Here is a 23359-nt window from a genome sequence, read left to right as displayed (position 1 = left end):
TCGTCCGTGCCGATAACCGGCAGTTTTTGCCTGATTTTGGGCAGTTCGGACGGGAAATCGCCGAACGCTATTCCTGGGATCGCCCTACAGATCGACGACCACGCGGCCTCTGATCCTGCCCTCCACAATATCGCGCGCAGCGCCGATGATGCCGTCGAAGCCGATCGAGCGCGACAGGGTCGACAGTTTCTGGAGGTCGAGGTCGGCGCCGATGCGGCGCCACGCCTCGAGGCGGACCGCTTTCGGCGCCATGACGGAATCGATGCCGAGCAGCGATACGCCGCGCAGGATGAAGGGGGCGACGCTCGTCGGAAGGTCCATGCCGCCGGCCAGGCCGCACGCGGCGATCGCGCCGCCATAGGACGTCATCGACAGCACGTTGGCCAGTGTATGGGTGCCGACCGAGTCGACGCCGCCGGCCCAGCGTTCCTTGGCCAGCGGCTTGGCCGGCTGGCTGAGGTCGTCCCGTGAGATCACCTCAGCCGCGCCGAGGTCGATCAGATAGGGGCTTTCAGCATGGCGCCCGGTCGAGGCGATCACATGGTAGCCGAGGGTGGAAAGGATCGAGATGGCGACCGAGCCGACGCCGCCGGCGGCCCCCGTCACCACCACCGGTCCGCGATCCGGCACGATGCCATGCCGCTCCAGCGCCATGACGGCGAGCATTGCCGTATAGCCGGCGGTGCCGACTGCCATCGCATCATGCGGGCTCATCCCGTCGGGCAGCGGCACCAGCCAGTCGCCCTTGACGCGGGCGCGGGCGGCAAAGGCGCCGTAATGCGTCTCGCCGACGCCCCAGCCATTGAGGATGACCTTGTCGCCCTTGCGCCAGTCGGGGTGCGAAGATTCGATGACAGTGCCGGCGAAATCGATGCCGGGCACCAGCGGCCAGCGGCGCACGACCGGGGCCTTGCCGGTGATGGCCAGCCCATCCTTGTAATTCACCGTCGTCGCCTCGACGGCGACGGTGACATCGCCTTCCATCAGGTCAGCTTCGGTGAGGTCGACGATCTCGACCGACTGCTTCTTCTCGGCGTCGCGCGAAACGAGGATGGCTTTGAAGGTATCGGACACTTTGGTCTCCTCGTTTTGTTTGAAACAAATTTGCGGCGGTCGCCGCGCTTGGTCAATTGCCTGGATCCTGGGACCTGGTTTCCCGCCGCCAGCCGATCAGCTCGTCGAACACGACCAGCGCGGCGCCGACCGAAATGAAGGCGTCGGCAAAGTTGAACACCGCGAAGGACCAGACCGGCGTGTGGAAAAGAATATAGTCGATCACGTGGCCGTAGACCGCGCGGTCGATCAGATTGCCGAGCGCGCCGCCGACGATCAGGGCGAAGCCGATCCGGGCAAGGACGTGGCCGGCGGGCGTGCGCACCGCCAGATACAGCACGAAGGCGACGACAAGCGCGGCGATGGCCACCAGGCCGGTGTCGCCGAAGGACGAGAACATCGAGAAGGCGATGCCGGTGTTGTAGGTGCGAAACAGCGCCAGGAAAGGCAGAAGATCGACCTTTTCCTGGAAGGCGAGGCCGTTTTCCACCAGCTGTTTTATCCACTGGTCGAGTGCGATAGCGAGCACGACCAGCAGGGCGTAAGGGGACCAGGATTTCACGTTTTCGCAGCCCTCATCGCGAGTCGGCAGTGGGGTCGAGCTTCAACGCGCCACGCCGGATTTCGAACAGCATGACGCCGGTGGCAACCGCCAGATTGAGAGAATCGGCGCGTCCGGCCTGCGGGATCCTGAGCAGCCGGTCGCAACTATCCGCAAGGCTGTCGGGCAGGCCCTGCTGCTCGTTGCCCATCAACAGCAGCACCGGGCCTCTCGAAAAGTCGACCGAACGGTAGTCGACCGCGCCCTTCAGATGCGTTCCGGCGACGAGGCCCGGAAAGTCGCGTCGCCAGGCCAGAAAAGCCTGCTCCGTCGCCTTCGCGACCGGCACGGCAAAGATCGAGCCCATGGTGGCGCGCACGGTTTCAAGCGAAAACGGATCGGTGGTGTCGCCGACCAGGATGACGCCCCTGGCGCCGACGGCGTCGACGGTGCGGATGACGGTGCCGAGATTGCCGGGATCGCGAACGCGGTCGAGCGCGACCCAGACGTCGCCGTCCGTGGCACGGATATCCTTCAGCGGCAGCGTCTGCTGGACGAAGACGCCGACGACCATTTGCGGATTTTCCCGGCGGGTGATTGCCGCCAGCACCTTTTCCGAGAGTTCGAGCACAGTGCCGCCGGCGGCGACAGTGCGCGCCGCGACCTTTTCTATCGCCGCGTTGCCGCGCCCGGCCTTGGCGAAGACGAGCGTCCTGATCGACCAGCCGAGGTCGAGTGCGTCGATGACCAGCTTCAGGCCTTCCGCCATGAAGGCGTTCTGCTGGTCGCGAAACTTCTTCAGCGCCAGCGCCTTGATGTCCTTGACCAGCGGATTGGCGAGGCTGGTGACTTCCTTGACCTGCCCGACGGGCCGGGCTCCATCATGCGGGACCATTCAAGCCACCCAGCGCGAGAACAGCGAGGTCGACAGCGCGCGGCCGGCGGATTTCTCGCGGATGATCAGCTCGCCGGATTCGACCGTGCCGCCCATGCCGGCGAAGGCTTCCCGCATCAAGGCATGGATGGCGAAGAAGGAGGCGCGGATCGAATAGGCGGTCAGCACCACGGCGATCGGCTTCGGCGTCAGGATCGAGCGGCAGAGATCGGTGAGGCCCGGCAGATCCTCGAACAATTGCCAGACCTCGCCCTTGGGACCGCGGCCATACGCGGGCGGGTCGAAGAGCACGATGTCATAGTGGCTGCCACGGCGCTCCTCACGCTCGGCGAACTTAACCGCGTCCTCGACGATCCAGCGGATCGGCTTGTCGGAGAGGCCGGCTCTCTCCTGGTTCTCGCGCGCCCATCCGATCGCCTTCTTCGAGGCGTCGACATGAGTAACCTCTGCGCCGGCGCGCGCCGCCACCAGCGAGGCAAGGCCGGTATAACCGAAGAGGTTCAGCACCTTGACCGGTCGCCCTGCAGCGGCGATCAGGCCGGCCATGTGGTCCCAATGCGAGGCTTGTTCGGGAAAGACGCCGACATGGCGGAATGAGGTGAAGCGGCCGAGATAGTCGATGCCGTCATGCTTCATCGGCCAGGTCTCGCCGAGCGGCGTTTTTGGAAAACGCCAGCGGCCGATGCCTTCCTCGTCGGTGTCGCCGGTGAAGATGGCGTCGGCGCGCCGCCATTCCTTGGCGGGAAGCGCCCGCTGCCAGATAGCCTGGCCTTCGGGGCGCACGATGCGGTAGGGCCCATACTGCTCCAGTTTTTCGCCGGCGCCGCTGTCCAGCAGAGCATAGTCGGCGTTGGGCGCAACCTCGAGGATCAGCGGCAGGCGCTCGGCGGGCAACGGGCCTTCGCGGCGTGCAAGAGGGCGCTGCGCTGGTTTTGCTTCCTGACGATGATGCGGCTCTGACCTCTCCGCCGAAGCCGCCTCCCGCAGCCGCGACTGGCTGGGGGGATTCGCCGGCTGGCGCGGACGGTTGTCGCGGTTTCGGTCGCGAAAGGACTTCAAGAACAATCTCCGGAACGGCACGCCGCTTTTGGCATAGGCCCTTGACCTTCGCAACCGCATGGTCCGGCGCTGTTCTGTCGCGATGCGATGGACCTCGCCCGAAGAAACGGGCAAGTCTCCGGTCATGTCCCGTTCCGAACGCCTGCTCGACCTGATCCAGATTCTGCGCCGCCACCGCCGGCCGGTCAGCGGCCGCACGCTTGCGGAGGAAATGGGCGTGTCGATCCGCACGCTCTATCGCGACATCGCGACGCTGCAGGGGCAGGGCGCGCCGATCGAAGGCGAGGCGGGGCTGGGCTATGTGCTGAAGCCCGGCTTCATGCTGCCGCCGCTGATGTTCACCGACGAGGAGGTCGAGGCGATCGTGCTCGGCTCGCGCTGGGTGGCGAAACAGCCGGACAAGCGGCTGGCCGCGGCGGCGGCGGATGCGTTGTCCAAGATCGCGGCGGTCTTGCCGGACGATCTGCGTGACGATCTCGACGCCACGACGCTGCTGGTCGGGCCGAATTCAGCGAGCGGCGAGGCGATCGATCTCGGCATCGTCAGGCAGGCGATCCGCAGCGAGCGCAAGCTCGGCTTCCCGCGACGCCGGCGGCGCGGCCTCTGAGCGCATGGTCTGGCCGTTCGCGCTCGGCTTCTTCGACAAGGTGCGGGTGATGGTGGCGTGGTGCGAGCTGCGCCAGGATTTCCGGCATTTCCGCGCCGACCGCATGGCCGATCTCACAGCCACCGAGATCCGCTATCCGCGCCGCCGCCAGGCGATGCTCAAGGAATGGCGAGCGACGCTCGATGAATCGGCCCTGAAAACGGCGCAGGAGCCTACTGGCTGATCGCTGCTGCCAGAATCTGACAGTGGGATGATCTAGCTTGGCCAAGGTTCAAACACCTTGGAGACCGACATGACCACGCCCAATTTCGTCATCCTCTATGTCGACAGCCCCGAGAAGAGCGGCGCGTTCTACGCCTCGCTGCTCGGGCGCCAGCCGGTAGAGGCCTCGCCCACCTTCGCCATGTTCGTCCTCGACAACGGCTTCAAGCTCGGCTTGTGGTCGCGTCACACGGTTGAACCGGCGGCCGCCGCCGCGGGCGGGGGGGGCGAGCTCGTGCTTGCGATGGAGAATGCGGCCGCGGTCGACGCCACGCATGCGGACTGGGCGGAACGGGGGCTGAGAATGCTACAGGCACCGACCGACATGGATTTCGGACGCACGTTCGTCGCGCTCGATCCCGACGGTCATCGGCTGCGTGTCTATTGGCCGAACGAGGCAGCAGGGCAGTAGGGCGGTATGGCGGTAGGGGTGTGAGCTTCTCACTACCCTATCCTCTTACTTGCTTGTGCTGAGCGCCTTGTAGACGGCGATGCCGGCGGCGAGATCTTCAAGCGCTGCGCCGACGGACTTGAACAGCGTGATCTCGCTCTCGCTTTGCCGGCCCTGTTTCTCGCCACGCGCCAGTTCGTGCAGGTCGGCGATGACCGCTTCCGGCTTCAGGACACCGGAAGCCAATGGCTGCACGATGTCGCCGGCCTCCTTGGTGGCGCCGGCGCGGGTATCGACATAGACGCGGGCGCGGGAAATGGCATCGTCGTCGCTCTCGCGCATCTGCGGCGTGAAGCCGCCGACCAGGTCGACATGGGCGCCCGGCTTCAACAGCGCGCCCTTGATCAGCGGCGCGGTCGTGATCGTCGCCGACGAGACGATGTCGGCCTCGCCAAGCTCGGTTTCGAGGTCGCCTGCCACGCTTGCTGGAAAGCCTTCGGCATGCAGCGCCGCCGCGACCTTTTCGGCATTGGCCGGCGTGCGGTTCCAGATGCGGATCGACTTAACGGGCCTCACCGCCGAATGCGCCTCGGCGAGGAAGGGTGACAGCGCGCCGGCCCCGATCACCAAGAGCCGCGAGGCGTCCTCGCGGGCGAGATAGGATGCGGCGAGCGCCGAGGCGCAGGCGGTCCGCCATTGCGTCAGCCGCTGGCCGTCGATCAGAGCCTGGGGTTCGCCGGTCACGCCGTCGAGCAGCAGATAGAGGCCCATCACCGCCGGCTTGCCGATCGCGTTGTTGTCCGGCGAGACGGTGACGATCTTGACGCCGATATGGCCGCCGGCCGAGGTGCCGGCGGCGTCGAAGTCGGTCCAGGCCGGCATCAACAAAAGCGTCGAGGCGGCGCCGTCCGGCCGCTCGATCGCGTGATGGTGGCGCACCGGCTGCACGGCGCCTTCGCGGAAGGCGGTGCGCAGTGTCTCGACCAGACCTGAAAAGGTCAGCGCGCGGTCGACCTCGGCGGCCGAAATAGTCAGCATGGAAAGCTCCGTAAGGCGCTGTTTAGTTCGTCGGCTTGGGCAGCGCCGGTCCTTTCGGCGCAGCGGGTGCGCGGCTCACTGCCTGGCGCAGGTTCTCGGCCTCCAGCCCGCGCTGGCGCGCGAGCTTGCGGTAGCGGCCCTGCTTCACCCAGGTCGCCATGCTGCCGACGATCATGCCGATGGCCAAAGCCAGGAACAGCAAGATGAAGAGCGGCAAATTCAGCGTCAGCGCCGGATTGCCAGGGTGGAACGGGTCGAGCGTGAAGGCGACGAGGCCGCGGTTGGCGACGGCAAGCGCGATCAGGATGACGGCCAGCGGCACGAAGACCACGACGAGCATGACGCGATTGAACATCAAATCTCCTGGAGGTGGCTTAAGCGCCGAAACGTCGTTTCCGACCTGCCGGCGCGGCGCCTATTTGCCGCCGTTCAGCCTTTCGCGCAACTCCTTGCCGGTCTTGAAGAACGGCACCCACTTCTCCTCGACCTCGACGGATTCGCCGGTGCGGGGGTTGCGGCCGGTGCGGGCAGGACGGTTTTTCACCGAAAAGGCACCGAAACCGCGCAACTCGACCCTGTTGCCTTCGGCGAGCGCGTCGGTGATCTCGTCAAAGATCGCGCCGACGATGTTTTCAACGTCGCGGAGGAAAAGATGGGGGTTGCGCGCGGCAATGATCTGCACAAGCTCGGACTTGATCATGAACGTTCCCCGTAAACCACTGCGGTCAAATATCAGGATGATTTTATTGCTTTATTTGGCTCGTCCCAATGGTTGTCAAGGGTGCCAGACCGAAACGAGACCGTCAAGGAACAAGCGGTCGGCGCCAAGCTCGTGAATGATGTCGCCGCCGGCATCCGGCAGGCCGAGCGCGTTGGCGACGGCTTTGGTCATGCTTCTCGAAAACAGGAGGCCGTGCCCCTCCGTATCCTTCCATTCGACGACCTTGAGCTTGCTGTCGACGCCTTTGGTCGCCAGCCAGTTGATCGCCTCGGGTTCGCCGCCAACGGCATCAACCAAGTGATTGGCGAGCGCCTGGCGGCCGGTGAAGATCGAACCGTCGGCCAGCGCCTGCGCCTGCTCGCGGGTCATCTTGCGCCGTTCGGCGACAATGCCGACGAACCAGTCATAGCTGTCGAGGATGAGCTTGCGCACCATGGCGCGCTCGTCGTCATTGGTCGGCTTGAACGGCGAGGGCGCAGCCTTGAGCGGCGAGGACTTCACTTCCTCGAGCTTGATGCCGAGCTTGTCCATCAGGCCGCTCACGTCGGGATACTGGATCAGCACGCCGATCGATCCGACGATCGAGGTCTTGCGGGCGACGATGTGGTCGGCCGCGCTTGCGATCATATAGCCGGCGGACGCGGCCAGCGTGCCGACCTCGGCCACCACCGGCTTGTCGGCGGCGAGTTTGCGCACTTCCTCATAGATCGACTCGCCGCCGACCGTGGTGCCTCCGGGCGAATCGATCGACAGGATGACGCCCTTCACCGTTGCGGACTTGCGGATCGTCTCCAGTCTTTTGATCAGCTCCTCGTCCTCGGTGATGGTGCCTTCAATCTTGACCTTCGCGATGTGGTCGATCGCCTGACCGGTGAAATCGTCACCATAGATCCATGCCGAAAACGCGATCAGCGCTGCCGCCAGAATTACAAACGCGGTCACGCGCCAGAACGTCAGCTTGCGGCGCAAGCGGCGGCGGTCGATCAGGTCGTCGGCTCTCATTGCCATGGTCAGCCTCACATTCGGTGGGAACGGACGCTTTTAAAGCAACCATCCGCGCGGGGCTACCGTTTCCTGACGCCCTGGCCCTTGGCGCAACGCGGCGGTCACGACGACCTCACGAAAAATTAACGCAGCCCGTTCCTATCTGCTATGAAGAGCTGGCAGTGCAGCCGGATTCGTCCTAGTCGTACGGTAGTAGCCGTCACATTTTTGCAGTTTTCCTCCGCTTGTGCTTGCTTGCGGGGACCGGCATACCACCTATAGGCGGTGTTTGGCGGGGCAAGGGCTCATTAGAAAATAGTCATGTTGGCGCGATCTGACGAAACGAGCGATGCCGAAACGGTATCGGCTGCCGCTGGCGAAAGCGGCACGCGCGGCGATGCGTTCGATCGTGCGCAGCGGCATTCGCGCCGCGTGCGCGTGTTGAAATTCGCCGTGCCGCTGCTGGCGGCGGCAATTGCGATCGCCTTTCCGGTCTATTCTTATCTCGCCGCGCCGGTGTCGATCTCGGTGCAGGCCGACGGCACGGCGTTTTCGGACGGCAAGCTGGTGATGGCCAACCCCAAGCTCAACGGCTTCACCAAGCAGAAACTGCCTTATTCGCTGACGGCGACCAGGGCGACACAGGATGTCGGCAAGCAGGGTATCATCGACCTCGAAGGCATCAATGCCAAGCTGCCCGTCGCGAGCGACAATGTGGTGGCGGTCAACGCCGCGCATGGCATCTACGACCGCGACGCCAACACGATGGACCTCACAAGCGATGTCCTGGTGACGACGAGCGACGGCATGGAAGCCAAGTTCAAATCGGTCTTCCTAGACATGGGCAAAGGCTCTATGAAGACCGACAATCCGGTCGATGTCAGCCGCGGCGGATCGCGCATCACCGCCGACTCGATGTCGGTGGAAGAAAACGGCAAGGTCGTGGTCTTCGAGAACCGGGTGCGCGTCAACATCGACGCGGCAAGTCTGAAGGCGGCAGAGGCAAAGGGCGGAGAGCAGAATGCGTCGCAGTAGTTCGGCAAGGCTTGCAGCGGCGGCCTCTCTCTTCATGTTGCTCGGGGCGGCGCCGGCGCTTGCCCAATCCGGCGGCACCAGCCAGATGTCCGGCCTGAAATTGTCAGGCGACCAGCCGATCCAGATCGAAAGCGACAAGCTCGAGGTCCGCCAGGCCGACAGCGCGGCGATCTTCAGCGGCAACGTCACCGTGAATCAGGGGCCGACGCTGCTCAAGGCCGGCAAGATGACGGTCTATTACGTCAAGGATCCAAACGCTCCCAAGGGCGCGGCGGCGGGCGCATCGGCGATGACCGGGGCAGCCAATATCGACCACCTCGTGGTTGAGAACAAAGTCTATATCAAATCGAACGACCAGATCGCCACCGGCGACAAGGGCACGTTCGACATGAAGACCCAGGTGCTCGTTCTTTCCGGCAGCGAAGTCGTGCTCTCGCAGGGCGACAACGTGCTCAAGGGTTGCAAGCTCACCGTTCAGATGAAAAGCGGCCTTGCCAATGTCGACGGTTGCGGCACCGGCGGTCGGGTCATCATGTCGATTACGCCGCAGAAGCAGGGCGCGCCCCAAAAGGGCACGGCCCAGCAGGGAGCGTCGAGCAACTAATGGCCGGCGTATCGTCGCTGCTGGCCCGCCTCCCGGCGCGGACGGCCGCAAAAACGTCTGCGCCGGCAACGGTCGGCGCCGACAAGGCGAAGTTCAAGGGCACCCTGATCGCCAAGGGCCTTACCAAGAGCTATAAGGGCCGCAAGGTGGTGAGCGGCGTGACGCTCGGCGTGCGGGCCGGCGAGGCCGTCGGACTGCTTGGGCCCAATGGCGCCGGCAAGACCACCTGTTTCTACATGGTCACCGGTCTCGTGCCGGTGGACGAAGGCACGATCGAGATCGACGGCTTCGACGTCACCTCGATGCCGATGTACCGGCGCGCCCGCCTCGGCATCGGCTATCTGCCGCAGGAAGCGTCGATCTTCCGGGGCCTCAACGTCGAGCAGAATATTCGCGCCGTCCTGGAAGTGGTGGAAAAGAGCCGCAAGGAACGTGAGCGCACGCTCGACGAGCTGCTCGAGGAATTCCACATCAGCCATCTGCGCAAGGCGCCGTCGATGTCGCTGTCCGGCGGCGAAAGACGCCGCCTCGAGATCGCGCGGGCGCTGGCGACGCGGCCGGCCTATATGCTGCTCGACGAGCCCTTCGCCGGTATCGATCCGATCGCGGTCGCCGACATCCAGCAGCTCGTCCGCCATCTGACCGCGCGCGGCATCGGCGTGCTGATCACCGACCACAATGTGCGCGAGACGCTCGGCCTGATCGACCGCGCCTATATCATCCATGCCGGCCAGGTGCTGACGCATGGCCGCGCCGACGAGATCGTCGCCAACGCCGATGTGCGGCGGCTCTATCTCGGCGAGGGTTTTACGCTCTAAACGCGAAAATTCCGGTTCCGCGGCAATTTCTCGCTGAATTTTCCGGCTTTATGCCTGCTCTGCCCGCGAATAAAGGCTCCGGTAAGCCGTCTCTGCTAGCGTTTGCCTTGACAAGCAAAAGCCGGGCCAGTTTGTATGCCCGACCGAAAAACGGCAGCTCGATGCGTAGACGAGGCGTTTGAATCCAACCATGGCGCTGGCGGCCAAACTGCAGCTCAGACAGTCCCAGTCGCTGGTGATGACGCCCCAGCTGATGCAGTCGATCCGGCTGCTGCAGCTCACCCATGTCGAGCTCGACCGCTTCATCGACGAGGAAATCGAGCGCAATCCGCTCTTGGAGCGAGCCGAGCCGCAGGACGATGCGGGCGGCGACCAGCCGCAGAAGAGCGAGACCGCTCCAGAACCCGCCGCCGGGGACGACTGGTTCGAAAGCGAGACGGAATGGAGCGCCGAGGCGATCTCGGAAAAGCTCGACTCTTCGCTAGAGAACCTGTTTCCCGACGACCCAGGCACCAGCGAAAAGCTCGGACCGGATCTCACCGCGCAGTGGAAGTCGGCATCCGCCGGCAGCGCCGGCAGCGCTTCGTCGGAAGGCTTCGACGTCGGCGAGATGGCCGCGACCATCGTGACGCTGCGCGAGCATGTCGGCGAACAGATCGCGCTTGCCTTCGCCAAACCCGCCGAGCGCCTGATTGCCGGCGAGCTTGCCGACAGCCTCGACGAAGCGGGCTATCTGCGCGCCGATCTGGAAGAGATTGCCGCGCGGCTGGGGGCGGACATGGGAGCGGTCGCGCGAGCGCTCGCGGTCTGCCAGACCTTCGAGCCGGCCGGCCTGTTTGCCCGCGACCTCGCCGAATGCCTGTCGCTGCAGCTTGCCGCACGCGACCGGCTCGATCCGGCGATGAAGGCCCTGGTGGCTAATCTCGAACTCCTGGCGCGGCGGGATTTCCAGACGCTGAAACGCATCTGCGGCGTCGACGAGGAAGACCTTCTCGACATGCTGGCCGAGATCCGGGCGCTCGATCCGCGTCCCGGCACCGCGTTTTCGGGCGGCGCGAGCGACGCCGTCGTTGCCGACGTCGAGGTGCGGGCCGCTGCCGACGGCAGCTGGGCGGTGGAGCTCAACGCCGACACGCTGCCGCGAGTTTTGGTCGATCATGTCTATTTCGCCCGGGTTTCCGGCCATGCCAAGGACCAGGCGGAAAAGGAGTTTCTGGCCGAATGCCTGCAGAACGCCAACTGGCTGACGCGCAGCCTCGACCAGCGGGCGAAGACGATCCTGAAAGTGGCTTCGGAAATCGTGCGCCAGCAGGACGCGTTCCTCGTCCATGGCGTGCGGCATCTCAAGCCGCTCAACCTGCGCACGGTGGCCGACGCGATCGGCATGCATGAATCGACGGTGAGCCGCGTCACTGCCAACAAATACATGCTGACGCCTCGCGGCGTGTTCGAGCTGCGCTATTTCTTCACCGCTTCGATCGCCTCGGCGGAAGGCGGCGAAGCGCATTCGTCGGAAGCCGTGCGTGACCGCATCAAGCAGCTGATCGACGAGGAAAAGCCCGCCGATGTGCTTTCCGACGACGCTATCGTCGACATGCTGCGGGAAAGCGGCGTCGACATCGCCCGCCGCACGGTCGCCAAATACCGGGAAGGCATGAACATTCCTTCATCGGTGCAGCGGCGCCGGGAGAAGCGGGCGCTGGCCAACGCCGGGCGATAGGGCAGTTGATATTCATCGGGCCTGACCTAGTTTGGTCCGAGCTGAGGAATGGCGATTTTTCACAGTTTTCGTGTTTCATTGACAAGCTGCAATGAAGTGTCTAGAAGCCCGCCCGCATGAGCCGGGCCGTGATGCCCGCCTCGCGAATGGCTCCGTCAAAGCGAAGGCCTCGGACGGCCAGAAGGCGACTTGTGATCAACCGGAAAGTTCGGGTCTAAAATCGGCGCGCGTGCCGCCGCAAAGCTTGTGCGCGCGCACCACGGGTATAAACTTGGGACAGTTTGAAGCCTGAGCAGGGAAGGTCAGTTTTCAGATGAATCTGCGCATTTCGGGAAAACACATGGACATCGGCGATGCGTTCCGTACGCGCATCAACGATCGTGTCAACGAAGCGATTGAAAAATATTTCGATCGGGGTTTTTCAGGACATGTAACGGTCATCAAAGCAGGGTCGCGCTTCTCGGCCGATTGCATGATCCGCCTCGATTCCGGCGCCTCGCTGCAGGCGACCGGGGACGCCCAGGATCCCACGCTTGCCTTCGAGGCGGCCGCCGATCGCCTCGAAACGCGGCTCAGGCGCTACAAGCGCCGGCTGAAGTCGCACAATTCCAGCAACGGCAACGGCGAACCCACCGACATCGCCTACGCCGTGATGGAGCCGCTCGCCGACGACGAAGAGGAAATCCCGGAGAACTTCGCTCCGGCCATCGTCGCCGAATCGACCGTGACGCTTCGCACCATGTCGGTTGCGTCTGCCGTCATCGAGCTCGATACCAAGGATAGCCCGGTTTTCGTCTTCCGCAACGCCGGAAACGACCATGTCAATATCGTCTACCGCCGGCCGGATGGAAACATCGGCTGGATTGATCCGTCGACCACCAAAGTTGCGCAGGGATAAGAAAGCCGGCCGCGCGAGGGGGACGACCGGCGCGGTGGCGAGCAAGGGATTTTTCAAGCATGGATCTCAGCGATCTCATCAGCGTCCCGGCTATCATGCCGGCGTTGAAGGCGAATTCCAAAAAACAGCTTCTGCAATTGCTGTCGGAGAGGGCGGCGGCGATTTCAGGCATTCCGGAGCGGGAAGTGTTCGACACCATCCTGCAACGCGAGCGGCTGGGCTCCACCGGCGTCGGCAACGGCATCGCCATTCCGCATGGCAAGCTCGCAGGGGTCAAGCGGATCGCAGGCGTGTTCGCCCGGCTGGAGGCGCCGGTCGATTTCGAGGCGCTCGACGACCAGCCGGTCGACCTGGTGTTTCTGCTGCTTGCGCCCGAAGGCGCCGGCGCCGACCATCTTAAGGCGCTGTCGCGTATCGCGCGCGTGCTGCGCGATGGCGATACGGTGGCCAAGATCAGGGGGACGCGCGACGCAGTGGCGATCCACGCGCTGCTGTCGGACACTCAAGCCTCGCACGCGGCCTGAAGTTTGGGTGAAGCTGGTCTTTGGATAAACCCGGTTTTTGGGATATAACCTTGAGGGGCCGCCGGGAGCGGCCCTTTCCAATTCAGGCAACGACCCCAAATTCAAATAGTGATTGGGGTCAATGGATGGCGACCGTGGTCAGGTCGTTCTCCAGCGCACCCGCCAGGGCCCGGTCACGGGCATCGGAAAGCAGGATCGGCTGACCGTTGGCGGCAAACAGCGCCCACAGTTCCAGCCCGGGCGCGATTTCGCCGAGGCCGGGGAAGCGGCCGCGCAAATCGTCGCTCGATATTTTCCTCAGATATGCGACCGAACCTTCGCCGAGATGGGCGAATTCGCCGCTGGTCATGGTCAGGGTTTCGTCAATTCTGGTCATTACAAGCCTCCTTGGCGCAAGGACGCCACTTCCGGCCGTCCCGCATTAGAGCCATCGGCAAAGATCAGTCTTTCACCGATATGTTTATTTTCCGTACCAGCCGCTCGGCCTCCGGACGGTCGAGATCGATCGACAAAAGGCCGTTCTTCAGTTCCGCGCCGACCACCCGCATGCCGTCGGCCAGCACGAAGCAGCGCTGGAACTGGCGAGCGGCGATGCCGCGGTGGAGGAACTCGCGCTCGGTGTCGTCGGTCTGACGGCCGCGCACGATCAGCTGGTTTTCCTCGGTGGTGACATCGAGGTCGTTCTCTGCGAAACCCGCCACGGCAAGCGTGATGCGCAGCCTTTCCGCCTTGCCGTCCGAGGCGCCCAGACGCTCGATGTTATACGGAGGGTAGCTGTCGCCCGACTTCGCCAGACGTTCGAGCGTCTTTTCCATGGCGTCGAAGCCCAGAAGAAGCGGGCTGGAGAAGGGCGTCATTCGACTCATTGTTACACTGTCCTCTTAAGAGCGACACAAACCGGAAAAACCCGGATGGCATTTTTCCCGATGGTCTTGATATGGTCCGCCGCGCGATCAAGTTCAAGCCGTCAAAACCCCGCCCAAAAAGACTCCCCAAAGGAATTGAAATGCCCCAGTCACGAAAGATCATCATCGACACGGATCCCGGCCAGGACGATGCCGTCGCCATATTGCTGGCGCTCGGCAGCGCCGAGCTGGAGGTCGTCGGCATTACCGCCGTTGCCGGCAACGTGCCGCTGAAGCTCACGGAGAAGAATGCGCGCAAGATCTGCGAGCTCGGCGGCCGGCCCGAGGTCAAGGTCTATGCCGGCGCCATCCGCCCGCTGGCGCGCGAGCTGGTCACCGCCGAGGACGTGCATGGCAAGACCGGCCTCAATGGACCCCAGCTGTCCGAGCCGACCATGCCGCTGCAGGAGCAATACGCGGTCGATTTCATTGTCGAGACGCTGATGCGCGAGGAAGCGGGCACGATCACGTTGTGCCCACTCGGGCCGCTCACCAACATCGCGCTGGCGCTGATCCGCGAGCCGCGGATCGCGCCGCGTCTCAAGGAGATCGTGCTGATGGGCGGCGGCTTTTTCGAGGGCGGCAACGTCACGCCTGCCGCCGAATTCAACATCTACGTCGACCCGCAGGCGGCGGATTTGGTGTTCAAGTCGGGCGTTCCGATCGTGATGATGCCGCTCGACGTCACCCACAAGGCACTGACCTCGGCCAAGCGCATCCAGGCCTTCCGCCAGCTCGGCACCAAGGTCGGCACCGCAACCGCCGAGATGCTGGAGTTCTTCGAGCGCTTCGACGAGGAGAAATACGGCACCGACGGCGGGCCGCTGCACGATCCGTGCGTGATCGCCTATCTCATCAAGCCGGAGCTGTTCAAGGGTCGCCGCTGCAATGTCAGCGTGGAGACCAGCTCCGAGCTGACCATGGGCATGACGGTCATCGACTGGTGGGGCGTCACCAAGCGCGAGAAGAACGCCATGGTGATGCGCGACATCGACCACGATGCGTTCTTCGCGCTGCTGGTGGAGCGGCTGGGGCGGCTCAACTGACCGTCAAAGCGGCCAACCGAGCACACGTCGTCATCCGTTGAGCAACCGATAGGTGTCGGCGCCGTGCTTGTGGTGCTGTCGCTCGATGGGAACGACGGAGCCGACAAGATGGGGTCGCCTCACATCGTCGTCGACAGATATCCGTGTGTTGTCGTCATCAAGGCGCAGATCGTAGGTGTAGTGTAGATTGTGGCCGATCGTGCCGTACGGATTGATGGGCTTCACCCTGACGTATTCGACCACGCCCATCACGCGTTGAGTGGCGATGACCGGATTGGCCTGAAGCTCAACGATGGCGATGGATTTCATAGCCGCAAATGCGCAGAAGAAAGCGACGCCGATCACGGCGTCGCTGTACTCATATTGCCAAATAAGCAAGCGATTCCGGAAGGAAACGTTTGACTTGTTCATCCTGAAGAAGTGTGCTGCCAAGCACAATAATTCAATACGCGTCAAAAATAATTGCGACCAGAGTATTCGCTCTCATTTCGCCTTGGAGAACGCCAGCCAGAGCCCGCCGCCGACCAGGAAGCTGCCGCTGATCCGCGACATTAGCTTAACGCGGCTGGCCGAGAGCATGCGCCCGGCGCGGCCGGCGGCAAGCGCGTAGGTCGAATCCGACATGGCGGCGAAGACCATCGCGGTCAGGCCCATGACCACGATCTGCAGCGTGTAATTGCCCTGTGGCGCGATGAACTGCGGGAAGAAGGCGCCGAAGAAGACAAGCGTCTTCGGATTGGAAATCGCCACCAGGAAACCTTGCAGGAAGAAGCCGCCGCGCGGTTTCTTGGCCGATCCATCGGGGTTCAGGGCTCCCTTGGCGCGGAGCATCTGCACGCCCATCCAGATGAGGTAAGTCGCACCGATCAGCCGCACCCATTCGAACCAGTGACCCATGCCGGCGATCAGCGTGTTGAGGCCGATGCCGACGATGGCGATCATGACGGCGAGCCCGGCCTGAGTGCCGGCGACATTGGCCAGCCCGGCGCGCGAGCCATGGCGGATGCTGTTGGCGATGATCAGCGTGACCGTCGGCCCGGGTACCAGGACGATGACGATGCAGGCGACGACATAGGCGGCGTAGAGTTCCAGCGACATGTTTTCCCCCGAACAGGATCGCGACGACAGGCGCGGAGCGCGATCAATGCACGGAGTTGACGCGGGCGCAAGCGCGCCAGCCGGTTGAGCCCGTCAGGCAGCCCCCGCCGGCCAGGGCAGCGTCGCCTCATAGGCGGCGCCGGCCTGGAGGACCGCCAGGTCGCCGCGCGGCTGGCCGATCAACTGCATTCCCATCGGCCGGCCCTTGCCGTCGAAGCCGACCGGCACGTTGAGCGCCGGACAACCGCCGAGCGTGGCAAAGGCGGAGACCTGCATCCAGCGGTGATAGCTGTCCATCGGCCGTCCGACGATCTCGCGCGGCCAATGCGTCGAGACCTCGAAGGGGAAGACCTGGGCGGTCGGTAGCACGATGAGGTCGAAGCGCTCGAACAGCGACAGCAGCGTGCGGTGCCATGAGGTGCGCCGGACCGAGGCGGCATGGACCTGGGGCGCGGTAAGGCGCATCGCCTGCTCAACTTCCCAAATGGCCTCCGGCTTCAGCAGCCTGCGCTTTTCCGGATCGTCATAATGCGCCTTCAGTCCGCAGCCGCTGCTCGCCTGGCGCAAGGTGACAAAAGCCTGCCAGAGCGCCTCGAAATCGACATCCGGCACCAGCGTTTCGCTGTGGAACGCGGCGTCCGCGAAGCGGGCAAGGGCGGCCTCGCACAGGTCGAGAATGCCTGGCTGCATCGGCAGATGGCCGCCGAAATCGCCGAGCCAGGCGATGCGGCCGCCGGTGGCTTTCTCCCGAAGGCCTTCGAGAAACGAGCCCTGCTTGTCATGCGACAATGGCGCCCGCGGATGATAGCCGGCCTGCTCATCGAGCAGCAGCGCGATGTCGCGCACATTCCGGCCCATCGGCCCTTCGACGCCCATCTGGGCGTGGAAGACATCGATGTCGGGGCCGGCCGGCACCAGCCCTTGCGAGGGGCGGAAGCCATAGACGTTGTTGTAGGCCGCCGGATTGCGCAGCGAGCCGCCGAAATCGCTGCCGTCGGCGACCGGCACCATGTCGAGCGCCAGCGCCACCGCCGCGCCGCCGCTCGAGCCGCCGGCGGTGAGCGTCGGATCGAAGGCATTGAGCGTCGGACCGAAGACCGGATTGTAGGTGTTGGAGCCCAGCCCGAATTCCGGAACATTGGTCTTGCCGATGATGATGGCGCCGGCCTTGCGCAGGCGCTCGACGAAGAAATCGTCCTCTTGCGGGACGAAATCGGCGAAGATCGGCGAGCCGAAGGTTGTTCTTAAGCCCTTGGTCAGGGCCAGGTCCTTGATGGCGATCGGCAGGCCGAACAGCGATCCGGCCGCGGCGCCCCGTGCCACATGGGCGTCCGCCCCGTCGGCTTCCGCCAGGATATCGGCGCGCTCGCGCAGCGACACGATGGCGTTGACCAGCGGGTTCACAGCATCGATGCGGTCGAGAAAGGCGCTGACGACCTCGCGCGCCGACAGACGGCGCTGCCTGATCGTGTCGGTAAGCTCTACGGCGGACAAGCGACAGATGTCGCTTGCCGGCGGCACGGCGTGTTTCGTCGACGGGCGCATCGCCGTCACCGCGCGGCCAAGGCCTCGTCGACATCCTTCGCCAGCGGAATCGCCGGCTGCGCACCCGGCTTCAAGCATGCGAGCGAGCCTGCCGCCGCGGCGCGCGTGAGCGCCTGTTCGAGCGAGAGGCCGGACGACAGGCCGGCGCCCAAATAGCCGCAAAAGGTGTCGCCCGCGCCGACCGTGTCGACCGGAGTTATCTTCAGTGCCGGGACGGTGATGAAATGGTCGGGAGTGGCAGCCAGCACGCCGTCGCCGCCGAGCGTCACGACGATGGCGCGGCCTGTCTTTTCGGCATAGTCGCGCATCCGCGCCTCCCGGTCGCGGCCGGTGAGCACCAGCGTCTCGCCATAGAGGTCGAACTCGGTCTCGTTGGCGACGGCGTAGTCGGCCTTGCCGAGAAAGCCGGCCGCCTCGGGGCGGAAAGGCGCGGTGTTGAGCACGCTGACGGCACCCGCCGCGCGGGTTGCATCAAGCGCCGCTTCGACCGTGGGCAGCGGGATCTCGTGCTGCAAAAGCACGACATCGCGCTTCTTCAGATACGCCTTGGCGATGTCGCCGGGCAGTACAGAATCGTTAGCGCCCGGCACGACGGCGATCACATTCTCGCCATCGGCACCGACCAGGATGAGCGCTGTGCCGGTGGAGGCGAAGCTCTCGCCGACGCCGGAAAGATCGACACCGCCGGCCTTCAGCAGCGCCAGCGCTTCGGCGGCAAAGCTGTCCTTGCCGACGGCGCCGACCATGCGCACCTCAGCGCCTGCGCGGGCCGCGGCCAGCGCCTGGTTGGCGCCTTTGCCGCCGGGAGCGGTGGCAAAGCCGGAGCCGCGGACCGTCTCGCCGGGTTCAGGCAAACGGTCGACATTGGCGATCAGGTCGAGGTTGATCGAGCCGACGATGATGATCAAGAAAGGCCTCCTGCACGAGCGGGCGAGCCTTCGATCGAAGGCCGATGCCGCAAGTCCTTGCATTTACGCAGTTGCTTGCGCGGGAGGCTAGCCGCAAAGACCGTCTATTGCCAGATCAAGCCGGTTGTGCGCCGCACCGGCCCACAGCATCATTCGCAGCGCACCGTCACCGTGCCCTGGTAGTTGCCGGCCGGGAAGATGCCCGGCGATTTCGTGGCCGTGAGATCGACCTGGATGGTGTGAGTGCCGTTGGTCACCCGCTGCGGCGAACTGCCCGGGATGTCCGCGCCTGAGCCATCGAGGCGGAAGACGGTGGCGAAGGTGACGTCGGTGTCGCCGCCGCTCGGCGCGGACGTGAAGGTAATCGGCGCCGGTGCCGAGACGGAATAGCAGTCGAGCAGGTTGAGGATCGTGCATAGCGTCGCATTCGCGATGATGGTGGCGCCGGCGCTCGACCCGCCCGCCTGCCTGGAGCCGAAGATATTGATGGCGGGGTTCGATTTCATCGTTCCCGAGGCGCCGATCATGATGGTGCAAGTGCCGATGATCGCCGCCGAAGCCGGGAGCGAGAAGCTTGCAAGCGCAGCCACCGCGGCGATCAGCGCGCGGCTATTTCTTTTTCTTTTTCTTGTCATTGCCGGTTGTGCCTCTGATGCTCCAGCCCTCGTTAGCCCATCCAGTCGATGCGGCGGCCGAGGCGGTCGCGGGATTGGGAGCAGCCACGCTTCCCGTCTGGCCGTCGGCGCCGAGACCCATCTTGAGCAGCTTCAATTCAAGCTGCAGGCGCTCGACCTCGAGTTCGTAGAGGCGGCTGCAATCGACGCGCTTCGGCGTCCGCCCGATCGGGACCACCACGCGGCCGTAAGTGGCGAGGTCGCTGTTCGACTGGCTGTTGCTGTTGCCACGGATGACGCCGACGTCCAGATAGGCGCCGCTGCCGGAAACGGCCGAGCGGCAGGTCGTGCCGTCGGAAGCATGAACCTCGTCCTGGCCCTGGGGCAGGGTGACGCCGGGCAAGGTGAAGCCCGTCTGGTTCTGGTTCAGGTTCAGTATATCCTCCGCCTGACTTGCGACCGCCAAGGCGGGCAGCAGGGCAAGCGTCAGAACCTGCGATGCCCGAAGAACTTTCCGCATATCTGTGCCCTTATCTGCGTCTGCTCGCTTGGAAAGGGGATACTCTCGGTACAGATACGCACTTTACGCTCGTTCGCGCCGTCGAACGGGACGACCACCAGAACCGGGCGCGAAGCCCGGCCGGCCAGAACGAAGGCGCTCGGCGTGATCCTGGCGTCGATCGGCCGAAAATCCTGGTCATAGACATGAATCTCGACGCGTATGCGCTGGTCGTAGGGGTTGCCGGGGAAAACCCGGACCGCGAAAGCATCGGTGAAGGACCTGACCTCGCCCCGCATCGGCGTCATCGACTGGCTCTCCGCGGCAATGGGAGACAGCACGGCGATCAGCCCCGCCGCCAGCATTCCAATCGTTCTCAAGGACCGCTCCTTTCGCCAGAGGGCTATTCGCAGCGCAGCGTCACGGTTGCCTGGTAGTTGCCGGCGGAGAAGCGGTCCGTGCCACTCTTGGTGCCGGCAAGATTGACCGCGACGGTCGATGTGCCCGGTACGGTGAGCGCCGTCGCTGTGCCGGTTTCGGCAATGGTCTGCGCGCCGGAGGTGGCAAAGGTCGGGGTCCATGTCGTGGCCGTGGTGTCCGAGGCCGGGACGGTGGTGATGGTGACCGGATCGACGCTGAGCGTGACGCCGCCGGTGGTATCGACCTGGGCGCTGCCGGCCGAACCGCCGGCATTGTGAGAGCTCAGCGACTGAAGATTGCTGCTGACGGTCATCGTGCCGTTGGAGTTGATCGTGACCGTGCAGGTAGCGGTGATAGTGCCGTTGAAGAGGACGTTTCCGGTGGCTGCCGATGCAGTCTGGCCGGTGCAGACGGCCAGCAGGCTCGCGGCCATTGCGACGCGAAAGAACTTCATGAGACCCCTCTTTCGAGCCGGAAAATTCGGCTCAATACAGAGGTATCATCCGTTTATCGCGGTTAATTTAGCGTTAAACAAGATAACGACTGCAAACAATTCAAAATACAACCGGCGAAACCTGAGGTTGTCTCCGGTTGCATTTCCCTATATTTCGGATGTATTGTTTCGTTATACTTACCTTCAGATCCACGGTTTTTCGCAATGGCGCGCGGAAAAAACGAAGTTTCAGGACGCCATTTGTCCCGCCTCCCAGCCGAGGATGGCGCGCTTGCGCGTCAGTCCCCAGTGGTAGCCGGTGAGGGCGCCGGACTTGCCGAGCGCACGATGGCAAGGAACCACGAAGGACATCGGATTGGCGCCCACCGCCGCACCGACCGCCCGGCTGGCGCTCGGCGCGCCGATGCTTGCCGCGATCGAGGAATAGGTGCAGGCCCTGCCCATCGGAATGCGCAGCAGCGCCTCCCAGACGCGCAGCTGGAAATCGGTCCCGATCATCACCACACGCAGCGGCTGGTCGGCGCGCCATCTTGTCGGATCGAAGACGCGCGCGGCATAGGGCTGGGTGGCCGACATGTCCTCGACGTAAGCTGCGTTCGGCCAGCGGCCGGACATATCGGCGAAGGCAGCCCGCTCGCTGCCGGCGTCGCAGAAGGCCAGGCCGGCCAGCCCGCGATCGGTGACCATGATCAACGCAATGCCGAAGGGCGAGATATGATAGCCGTAGCGGATGGTCAGGCTGGCGCCACGGGTCTTGTAGTCGCCGGGTGACATCGCTTCGTGCGTGACGAAGAGGTCGTGCAGCCGGCCGGGGCCCGACATGCCGAGCTCGAACGAGGTTTCGAGCAGCGGCATGCCGGAATCAAGCAGCCTGCGCGCATGGTCGAGCGTCACCGCCTGCAGAAAGGCCTTAGGCGACAGGCCGGCCCAGCGCGTGAACAGTTTCTGCAGGCCCGTCGGCGTCTCGCCGACCGCCTCGGCCAGAACCTCCAGCGAGGGCTGGTCGCGATAGTCGAGGCTGATCTTCTCGATGGCGCGGCGCACGATTTCGTAGTCACTGCCCACGGGCGTGATGTCGTTCTGCAGGATCGCTGACGGTTCCATCCGGGTATTCATGGTCATCTGGGCGTTCATGGCAATATCTCCCATGGCTATCTGCTCGGCCGCGAATATCGGTCTTCCCGCGCAATGCCACCACCCGAAACTTGCCTTCCTCCGGCCCCTACCCAGATCGAGCAGGCTTCGAGCCGAAGGGCGATGACAGCCGGCGAAAAGATAGATTTGACCGGGGTAAGGCAGACCTTGCTGATGACGCTCTACGGCGAGGCGCCGGAGCGCCGTGCCAGTTCAACGCGCCCTGGCGGTCGCCAGTGCGCGCGAAAAGGCAGCAGCAAAGCTTTCGCGGGAACCGGGATCCAGGAAAGACCCGATCGAAACGCTTTCGCCTTGCGCCTCGACGGCCATGTTGGTGATGCCGATCTCGGCATGGCGGGCGATCGAAAAGCGGGCCCAGAACGGGTTGAAACGATGATCCTCGAAGCGGCCCGACGGCGCCGTTTTGCGGATGTCAAGCCTGGTGCGCGAGACCGATATTTCCTCACGGGCGCGGGCCGCCCGGTAATTGACGCGAAAGGCGATGTAGACGGCGACCACGTCCAGCCCCAAGAAGCCGAAGACCGGCCATGCGCCATGTGCCAGGAAGATCGCGCCGGTGATCGCCCAGCCGAACATCAGCGCGCCCATCAATATCAGAAAGCCGGTCCGACCGAGGGAGCGATGCGGCGTCAGCAGGGCCTGGAAGAATGGCTTGTCGGCTTCGAACGAGGCGTTTGTGTCGCTCATAGGGAAATATTATAGGAAGGGAATGGCGCCGCCCAAGTCCAAAAACTCCTTCCTCGTCAAAAAGCCGTCAGCCTCCGCCTCAGGCGGCAGTGCGAAAGCAAAGACGCCGTCCCGGAAGGGCGGGCTGCGCTCGCTCTACACGCCCGCCGAGGTGCATGAGATCTTCCGGCGTTTTTCCGTGCAGCGGCCCGAGCCGAAGGGCGAGCTCGACTATGTCAATCCCTTCACGCTGCTGATCGCGGTGGTGCTGTCGGCGCAGGCGACCGATGCCGGCGTCAACAAGGCAACGAAGCCGCTGTTTTCGGTCGCCGATACACCGCAGAAGATGCTGGCGCTCGGTGAGGCCAAGGTCGGCGACTACATCCGCACCATAGGCCTGTGGCGCAACAAGGCCAAGAACGTGGTCGCGCTCTCGAAGGCACTGATCGACGACTATGCCAGCAACGTGCCCGAAGATCGGGACGAGCTGGTCAAGCTGCCGGGCGTGGGACGCAAGACCGCCAATGTCGTGCTCAACGTAGCCTTCGGCCAGCACACGATGGCGGTGGACACGCATATCTTTCGCATCGGCAATCGTATTGGATTGGCGCCCGGCAAAACGCCGGAACAGGTTGAGCAGGGGCTGATAAAAGTCATCCCCGCCGAATACATGCGGCACGCCCATCACTGGCTGATCCTGCATGGCCGCTATGTCTGCAAGGCGCGCAAGCCCGACTGCCCGGTCTGTGTCATCGCCGATATCTGCAAGTCCAAGGAAAAGACCACCGACCTGCCGGCGCCGCTGATCGAGCTCGCGCCGCTCGACGAAACTGAGGACCGAGCGATTGGTGTCAGCTAGGCAGAGTGTAGCGGATGATGCCAGCCGACGGCGCCTGCGGC

The 23359-nt window shown here is 64.2% G+C and carries 29 protein-coding genes and 1 pseudogene; 10 read left to right on the top strand and 20 right to left on the bottom strand.

Annotated elements, in window-relative coordinates:
• Window positions 1-84 precede the first annotated feature (84 nt).
• The 4 genes from CK222_RS12560 to CK222_RS12545 are packed head-to-tail and all read right to left on the bottom strand — an operon-like array spanning window position 85 to window position 3548.
• Window positions 85-1074, bottom strand: a complete 990-nt coding sequence (locus CK222_RS12560) for an MDR family oxidoreductase (RefSeq protein WP_095800574.1) — start codon at window positions 1072-1074, stop codon at window positions 85-87.
• A 52-nt stretch (window positions 1075-1126) separates the two neighbouring features.
• Window positions 1127-1615 (bottom strand): signal peptidase II, encoded by a 489-nt coding sequence (gene lspA / locus CK222_RS12555; RefSeq protein ID WP_067318893.1) that lies wholly within the window; start codon window positions 1613-1615, stop codon window positions 1127-1129.
• Between the two features lie 13 nt (window positions 1616-1628).
• Window positions 1629-2489, bottom strand: coding sequence for an RNA methyltransferase (locus CK222_RS12550; protein ID WP_095800573.1), 861 nt, complete (start codon window positions 2487-2489; stop codon window positions 1629-1631).
• A complete protein-coding gene (locus CK222_RS12545; RefSeq protein WP_067318889.1) occupies window positions 2490-3548 on the bottom strand; it encodes a class I SAM-dependent rRNA methyltransferase in 1059 nt (352 codons plus the stop codon).
• 124 nt (window positions 3549-3672) lie between these two features.
• On the opposite strand from CK222_RS12545, the pseudogene CK222_RS12540 reads away from it, so the two are divergent.
• Together CK222_RS12540 and CK222_RS12535 are read left to right on the top strand one after the other, a co-directional pair.
• A pseudogene (locus CK222_RS12540) lies at window positions 3673-4378 on the top strand (YafY family protein).
• A gap of 69 nt (window positions 4379-4447) precedes the next feature.
• Window positions 4448-4828 carry a VOC family protein gene (locus CK222_RS12535; RefSeq protein WP_067319618.1) on the top strand — a complete coding sequence of 127 codons (381 nt, stop codon included), beginning with the start codon at window positions 4448-4450 and terminating at the stop codon, window positions 4826-4828.
• Between the two features lie 45 nt (window positions 4829-4873).
• Here CK222_RS12535 and CK222_RS12530 read toward each other — a convergent pair whose 3' ends face one another.
• The 4 genes from CK222_RS12530 to sppA all read right to left on the bottom strand — a co-directional run bounded on the left by CK222_RS12530 (window position 4874) and on the right by sppA (window position 7574).
• Entirely contained in the window at window positions 4874-5845 is a 972-nt protein-coding gene (locus CK222_RS12530; protein ID WP_095800572.1) for an ornithine cyclodeaminase family protein, read from the bottom strand.
• Window positions 5846-5867: 22 nt separating this feature from the next.
• Window positions 5868-6200, bottom strand: coding sequence for a DUF1049 domain-containing protein (locus tag CK222_RS12525; RefSeq protein WP_067004057.1), 333 nt, complete (start codon window positions 6198-6200; stop codon window positions 5868-5870).
• 60 nt (window positions 6201-6260) lie between these two features.
• A complete protein-coding gene (locus CK222_RS12520; RefSeq protein WP_027165368.1) occupies window positions 6261-6545 on the bottom strand; it encodes an integration host factor subunit beta in 285 nt (94 codons plus the stop codon).
• 75 nt (window positions 6546-6620) lie between these two features.
• Entirely contained in the window at window positions 6621-7574 is a 954-nt protein-coding gene (gene sppA / locus CK222_RS12515; RefSeq protein ID WP_095800571.1) for a signal peptide peptidase SppA, read from the bottom strand.
• Window positions 7575-7871: 297 nt separating this feature from the next.
• Here sppA and lptC point away from each other — a divergent pair, with 297 nt between their 5' ends.
• The 6 genes from lptC (at window position 7872) to ptsN (ending at window position 13149) form a co-directional block, all read left to right on the top strand.
• The gene (gene lptC, locus CK222_RS12510; RefSeq protein ID WP_067004053.1) at window positions 7872-8585 is read left to right on the top strand and encodes an LPS export ABC transporter periplasmic protein LptC; all 714 of its coding nucleotides are present in this window, start codon (window positions 7872-7874) and stop codon (window positions 8583-8585) included.
• On the top strand, window positions 8572-9189 hold the full coding sequence (locus CK222_RS12505) for an LptA/OstA family protein (RefSeq protein ID WP_067004051.1): 618 nt from the start codon (window positions 8572-8574) through the stop codon (window positions 9187-9189). Before lptC ends, CK222_RS12505 begins: the two co-directional genes overlap by 14 nt.
• Complete coding sequence (gene lptB, locus CK222_RS12500; RefSeq protein WP_095800570.1) at window positions 9189-10007, top strand: LPS export ABC transporter ATP-binding protein; 819 nt, start codon at window positions 9189-9191, stop codon at window positions 10005-10007. The genes CK222_RS12505 and lptB overlap by 1 nt, the downstream gene beginning before the upstream one ends.
• A 190-nt stretch (window positions 10008-10197) precedes the next feature.
• Window positions 10198-11727: an RNA polymerase factor sigma-54 gene (rpoN, locus tag CK222_RS12495; RefSeq protein WP_095800569.1), complete on the top strand. Its 1530-nt coding sequence runs from the start codon at window positions 10198-10200 to the stop codon at window positions 11725-11727.
• 313 nt (window positions 11728-12040) lie between these two features.
• Window positions 12041-12625 carry a ribosome-associated translation inhibitor RaiA gene (gene raiA / locus CK222_RS12490; RefSeq protein WP_095800568.1) on the top strand — a complete coding sequence of 195 codons (585 nt, stop codon included), beginning with the start codon at window positions 12041-12043 and terminating at the stop codon, window positions 12623-12625.
• Between the two features lie 59 nt (window positions 12626-12684).
• Entirely contained in the window at window positions 12685-13149 is a 465-nt protein-coding gene (gene ptsN / locus CK222_RS12485) for a PTS IIA-like nitrogen regulatory protein PtsN (RefSeq protein WP_067004043.1), read from the top strand.
• Between the two features lie 118 nt (window positions 13150-13267).
• Here the strand turns inward: ptsN and CK222_RS12480 are convergent, their stop codons facing one another.
• Window positions 13268-13525 (bottom strand): DUF1150 family protein, encoded by a 258-nt coding sequence (locus tag CK222_RS12480; RefSeq protein ID WP_067318876.1) that lies wholly within the window; start codon window positions 13523-13525, stop codon window positions 13268-13270.
• Between the two features lie 64 nt (window positions 13526-13589).
• Entirely contained in the window at window positions 13590-14015 is a 426-nt protein-coding gene (locus CK222_RS12475; RefSeq protein ID WP_067004038.1) for an Hsp20 family protein, read from the bottom strand.
• Between the two features lie 140 nt (window positions 14016-14155).
• Here CK222_RS12475 and CK222_RS12470 point away from each other — a divergent pair, with 140 nt between their 5' ends.
• Window positions 14156-15100 (top strand): nucleoside hydrolase, encoded by a 945-nt coding sequence (locus tag CK222_RS12470; protein ID WP_095800567.1) that lies wholly within the window; start codon window positions 14156-14158, stop codon window positions 15098-15100.
• A 30-nt stretch (window positions 15101-15130) separates the two neighbouring features.
• Here the strand turns inward: CK222_RS12470 and CK222_RS12465 are convergent, their stop codons facing one another.
• The 10 genes from CK222_RS12465 to CK222_RS12420 all read right to left on the bottom strand — a co-directional run bounded on the left by CK222_RS12465 (window position 15131) and on the right by CK222_RS12420 (window position 22480).
• Window positions 15131-15511 carry a hypothetical protein gene (locus CK222_RS12465; RefSeq protein WP_095800566.1) on the bottom strand — a complete coding sequence of 127 codons (381 nt, stop codon included), beginning with the start codon at window positions 15509-15511 and terminating at the stop codon, window positions 15131-15133.
• A gap of 72 nt (window positions 15512-15583) precedes the next feature.
• The gene (locus CK222_RS12460) at window positions 15584-16198 is read right to left on the bottom strand and encodes a LysE family translocator (RefSeq protein ID WP_095800565.1); all 615 of its coding nucleotides are present in this window, start codon (window positions 16196-16198) and stop codon (window positions 15584-15586) included.
• Between the two features lie 93 nt (window positions 16199-16291).
• Entirely contained in the window at window positions 16292-17743 is a 1452-nt protein-coding gene (locus CK222_RS12455; RefSeq protein WP_095800564.1) for an amidase, read from the bottom strand.
• Window positions 17744-17748: 5 nt separating this feature from the next.
• On the bottom strand, window positions 17749-18651 hold the full coding sequence (locus CK222_RS12450) for a ribokinase (protein ID WP_095800658.1): 903 nt from the start codon (window positions 18649-18651) through the stop codon (window positions 17749-17751).
• A gap of 149 nt (window positions 18652-18800) precedes the next feature.
• Entirely contained in the window at window positions 18801-19286 is a 486-nt protein-coding gene (locus CK222_RS12445) for a hypothetical protein (protein WP_095800563.1), read from the bottom strand.
• Window positions 19261-19785 carry a hypothetical protein gene (locus CK222_RS12440; protein ID WP_095800562.1) on the bottom strand — a complete coding sequence of 175 codons (525 nt, stop codon included), beginning with the start codon at window positions 19783-19785 and terminating at the stop codon, window positions 19261-19263. Before CK222_RS12440 ends, CK222_RS12445 begins: the two co-directional genes overlap by 26 nt.
• Entirely contained in the window at window positions 19752-20129 is a 378-nt protein-coding gene (locus CK222_RS12435) for a hypothetical protein (protein WP_095800561.1), read from the bottom strand. The genes CK222_RS12440 and CK222_RS12435 overlap by 34 nt, the downstream gene beginning before the upstream one ends.
• A 38-nt stretch (window positions 20130-20167) precedes the next feature.
• Window positions 20168-20638, bottom strand: coding sequence for a hypothetical protein (locus tag CK222_RS12430; protein ID WP_095783521.1), 471 nt, complete (start codon window positions 20636-20638; stop codon window positions 20168-20170).
• 228 nt (window positions 20639-20866) lie between these two features.
• Window positions 20867-21772: a methylated-DNA--[protein]-cysteine S-methyltransferase gene (locus tag CK222_RS12425; RefSeq protein WP_176477624.1), complete on the bottom strand. Its 906-nt coding sequence runs from the start codon at window positions 21770-21772 to the stop codon at window positions 20867-20869.
• A 213-nt stretch (window positions 21773-21985) separates the two neighbouring features.
• Window positions 21986-22480 carry a DUF2244 domain-containing protein gene (locus CK222_RS12420; RefSeq protein WP_095800560.1) on the bottom strand — a complete coding sequence of 165 codons (495 nt, stop codon included), beginning with the start codon at window positions 22478-22480 and terminating at the stop codon, window positions 21986-21988.
• 22 nt (window positions 22481-22502) lie between these two features.
• On the opposite strand from CK222_RS12420, the gene nth reads away from it, so the two are divergent.
• Window positions 22503-23318: an endonuclease III gene (gene nth / locus CK222_RS12415; protein WP_067318863.1), complete on the top strand. Its 816-nt coding sequence runs from the start codon at window positions 22503-22505 to the stop codon at window positions 23316-23318.
• Window positions 23319-23359 lie beyond the last annotated feature (41 nt).

This window comes from Mesorhizobium sp. WSM3866 (genome assembly GCF_002294795.1).
Lineage (GTDB): Bacteria > Pseudomonadota > Alphaproteobacteria > Rhizobiales > Rhizobiaceae > Mesorhizobium.
Note: the sequence above shows the minus strand (reverse complement) of the source record. Positions and strands in the feature narration are given on the sequence as shown.

Bases quoted from the DNA above. Each gene is read 5' to 3' on its own strand.
- CK222_RS12550 (WP_095800573.1), bottom strand. From the start codon at position 2,489: ATGGTCCCGCATGATGGAGCCCGGCCCGTCGGGCAGGTCAAGGAAGTC.
- CK222_RS12535 (WP_067319618.1), top strand. From the start codon at position 4,448: ATGACCACGCCCAATTTCGTCATCCTCTATGTCGACAGCCCCGAGAAG.
- CK222_RS12530 (WP_095800572.1), bottom strand. From the start codon at position 5,845: ATGCTGACTATTTCGGCCGCCGAGGTCGACCGCGCGCTGACCTTTTCA.
- CK222_RS12525 (WP_067004057.1), bottom strand. From the start codon at position 6,200: ATGTTCAATCGCGTCATGCTCGTCGTGGTCTTCGTGCCGCTGGCCGTC.
- CK222_RS12520 (WP_027165368.1), bottom strand. From the start codon at position 6,545: ATGATCAAGTCCGAGCTTGTGCAGATCATTGCCGCGCGCAACCCCCAT.
- sppA (WP_095800571.1), bottom strand. From the start codon at position 7,574: ATGGCAATGAGAGCCGACGACCTGATCGACCGCCGCCGCTTGCGCCGC.
- lptC (WP_067004053.1), top strand. From the start codon at position 7,872: ATGTTGGCGCGATCTGACGAAACGAGCGATGCCGAAACGGTATCGGCT.
- CK222_RS12505 (WP_067004051.1), top strand. From the start codon at position 8,572: ATGCGTCGCAGTAGTTCGGCAAGGCTTGCAGCGGCGGCCTCTCTCTTC.
- lptB (WP_095800570.1), top strand. From the start codon at position 9,189: ATGGCCGGCGTATCGTCGCTGCTGGCCCGCCTCCCGGCGCGGACGGCC.
- rpoN (WP_095800569.1), top strand. From the start codon at position 10,198: ATGGCGCTGGCGGCCAAACTGCAGCTCAGACAGTCCCAGTCGCTGGTG.
- raiA (WP_095800568.1), top strand. From the start codon at position 12,041: ATGAATCTGCGCATTTCGGGAAAACACATGGACATCGGCGATGCGTTC.
- ptsN (WP_067004043.1), top strand. From the start codon at position 12,685: ATGGATCTCAGCGATCTCATCAGCGTCCCGGCTATCATGCCGGCGTTG.
- CK222_RS12480 (WP_067318876.1), bottom strand. From the start codon at position 13,525: ATGACCAGAATTGACGAAACCCTGACCATGACCAGCGGCGAATTCGCC.
- CK222_RS12475 (WP_067004038.1), bottom strand. From the start codon at position 14,015: ATGAGTCGAATGACGCCCTTCTCCAGCCCGCTTCTTCTGGGCTTCGAC.
- CK222_RS12470 (WP_095800567.1), top strand. From the start codon at position 14,156: ATGCCCCAGTCACGAAAGATCATCATCGACACGGATCCCGGCCAGGAC.
- CK222_RS12465 (WP_095800566.1), bottom strand. From the start codon at position 15,511: ATGAACAAGTCAAACGTTTCCTTCCGGAATCGCTTGCTTATTTGGCAA.
- CK222_RS12460 (WP_095800565.1), bottom strand. From the start codon at position 16,198: ATGTCGCTGGAACTCTACGCCGCCTATGTCGTCGCCTGCATCGTCATC.
- CK222_RS12455 (WP_095800564.1), bottom strand. From the start codon at position 17,743: ATGCGCCCGTCGACGAAACACGCCGTGCCGCCGGCAAGCGACATCTGT.
- CK222_RS12445 (WP_095800563.1), bottom strand. From the start codon at position 19,286: ATGACAAGAAAAAGAAAAAGAAATAGCCGCGCGCTGATCGCCGCGGTG.
- CK222_RS12440 (WP_095800562.1), bottom strand. From the start codon at position 19,785: ATGCGGAAAGTTCTTCGGGCATCGCAGGTTCTGACGCTTGCCCTGCTG.
- CK222_RS12435 (WP_095800561.1), bottom strand. From the start codon at position 20,129: ATGCTGGCGGCGGGGCTGATCGCCGTGCTGTCTCCCATTGCCGCGGAG.
- CK222_RS12430 (WP_095783521.1), bottom strand. From the start codon at position 20,638: ATGAAGTTCTTTCGCGTCGCAATGGCCGCGAGCCTGCTGGCCGTCTGC.
- CK222_RS12425 (WP_176477624.1), bottom strand. From the start codon at position 21,772: ATGAACGCCCAGATGACCATGAATACCCGGATGGAACCGTCAGCGATC.
- CK222_RS12420 (WP_095800560.1), bottom strand. From the start codon at position 22,480: ATGAGCGACACAAACGCCTCGTTCGAAGCCGACAAGCCATTCTTCCAG.
- nth (WP_067318863.1), top strand. From the start codon at position 22,503: ATGGCGCCGCCCAAGTCCAAAAACTCCTTCCTCGTCAAAAAGCCGTCA.